Below are 1,714 nucleotides of genomic sequence, written 5' to 3'. Positions count from 1 at the left end.
CAAGATGAATAATTTAGAAGCTATTTGGTGGGAAACATAGGATATAGATGTAAATAAAAATCGTATCGGTAATCCTACTTTATACGTTCACTTCATACGTAAAAACGAAGAAGGTGTTACTCACGGAATCGTACACTCTAAAGAAGTTACACAAGGTCTTAATGTTGATACAATTAAGAATGAAATAATTAAAGAGATAGTAGAAGTTTTAGAAGAAGGTTATAGAAAAGTAGAAAAAGAATTATGGAACAGTTGAAATTTAAAAAGTTAGATTACTCAGTAAAGAAAGAAGACGGCACAGAAGAGATTAAAAAATCTGAAGGTAAGTTGCCTATTAGAGCTACTAGTAGCAGTGCGGGATTAGATCTATATACTACTCGTATTACTCAAGAAGTAGATAATAGTGGCAAGTTAGTACTAGTATATCACACTGATATTGCTGTAGAAATTCCTGAAGGATATGTTGGATTTATCTGTATGAAATCATCTATCTCTAAAAGATCTATTATTATGTGTAATGGTATTGGAGTGATTGATTCTGATTATCGTGGAGAGTTAATGGCTAAATTTAAAGTAACTACAGATGCTATTCCTACAGTATATACTACAGATGAACCATTTGCTCAGTTAGTCATTGTTCCTTGTTCTATATTAGAACCTACTTTGGTAGAAGAATTGAGTGAAACAGAAAGAGGAGAAAAAGGATTCGGAGAAGCTACAGCAGAACAAAATAATGAAATTAAAGAAGTAAAAGAATAATTATGGAAAATTTAAATATTACAATTACTCCAGTAAGTGCATCAGGGGTTGGAAGTTTTATAGAAGTGGTTATCGGTGATAGTAGATATAAGACCGATATTGTCCAAGGAGAATTCACAGAGGATGTAATGAAGGAGTTAATGAATAAATTAATCACTAATCAGATTCCTGCTGAACAACAAGAAGCGGTAGAATTGAAATTCTATCAACTATTAGACGCTATTACTAATACTAAAGCAGAAGAAGAATATAGAGCTCAGCATCCTGAAGAATTCATGCCAGAGAATTTTGAACCTAGTGTTGAAGAAGTAATTGAGTAATTATGAAGAAAGTTTTAATAAGTAATGAATGTTATCCTATTGAATTAGATAACAATTTGAATCCAGCACCATTGGGGTCTAACAGCCTTCTTAGAAATGCATATTGTATAAAAGAAGAGAGCGAAGTATATATTAATGGTGAACATAAATATACAGCTAAACCTGGAGATATAATAATCAGTTTTTATGGTATTGAAGATAGATACAATAAAACAGAATATTTTTTAGTACCGGGAAAATTATTTGAAGATTACTTTGTAAGACTAGAAAAATATGAAGCTAGTAAGCAAAGCGAAATTAATAACGAAGGATTATGCTATGATTGTTGTAAACCCATACGATGAAACTATTTGATATAAACGGTGGTAAAGTAGTAATACACCCTGATGCTTTAGGTCTCCCGTTCTTTAAAAAGTTGTGGGAGGCTGATAAGCCAGATAAACAACAAGCTACAAATGTAATAAGTTATATAGTACTTATGTGGTATTTTAAATCTCCATATGTACTTCAGCTAGAACCAGATATCAGAGAAAAGAAGCTTAAGCAGTTATACTTTGGTAATGAAGATTATAAGCTTACAGTAGAAGAGAAGTCCTGTGAAGATGATTATAAGAAGCTAATATACACTAGGAATC

4 protein-coding genes are annotated in these 1,714 nt (G+C 31.6%); all 4 read left to right on the top strand.

The features are described 5' to 3' along the window. The first annotated feature begins 243 nt into the window (after positions 1-243). Positions 244-759: a dUTP diphosphatase gene (locus tag GH681_RS22930; protein ID WP_153163814.1), complete on the top strand. Its 516-nt coding sequence runs from the start codon at positions 244-246 to the stop codon at positions 757-759. Positions 760-761: 2 nt separating this feature from the next. Then, positions 762-1,079 (top strand): hypothetical protein, encoded by a 318-nt coding sequence (locus GH681_RS22925; RefSeq protein ID WP_153163813.1) that lies wholly within the window; start codon positions 762-764, stop codon positions 1,077-1,079. 2 nt (positions 1,080-1,081) lie between these two features. Then, on the top strand, positions 1,082-1,423 hold the full coding sequence (locus tag GH681_RS22920; RefSeq protein WP_153163812.1) for a hypothetical protein: 342 nt from the start codon (positions 1,082-1,084) through the stop codon (positions 1,421-1,423). After that, positions 1,420-1,714, top strand: a 295-nt coding sequence (locus GH681_RS23860; protein ID WP_228112053.1) for a hypothetical protein, incomplete at its 3' end; no start/stop codon positions are given. The genes GH681_RS22920 and GH681_RS23860, both read left to right, overlap by 4 nt.

Origin of the sequence: Zoogloea sp. 1C4, assembly GCF_009469605.1 — a bacterium.
In the GTDB taxonomy this organism is placed as follows: domain Bacteria; phylum Pseudomonadota; class Gammaproteobacteria; order Burkholderiales; family Rhodocyclaceae; genus Zoogloea; species Zoogloea oryzae.
Note: the sequence above shows the minus strand (reverse complement) of the source record. Positions and strands in the feature narration are given on the sequence as shown.

Coding starts and splice junctions, on each gene's coding strand:
- GH681_RS22930 (WP_153163814.1), top strand. CDS start 244: ATGGAACAGTTGAAATTTAAAAAGTTAGATTACTCAGTAAAGAAAGAA.
- GH681_RS22925 (WP_153163813.1), top strand. CDS start 762: ATGGAAAATTTAAATATTACAATTACTCCAGTAAGTGCATCAGGGGTT.
- GH681_RS22920 (WP_153163812.1), top strand. CDS start 1,082: ATGAAGAAAGTTTTAATAAGTAATGAATGTTATCCTATTGAATTAGAT.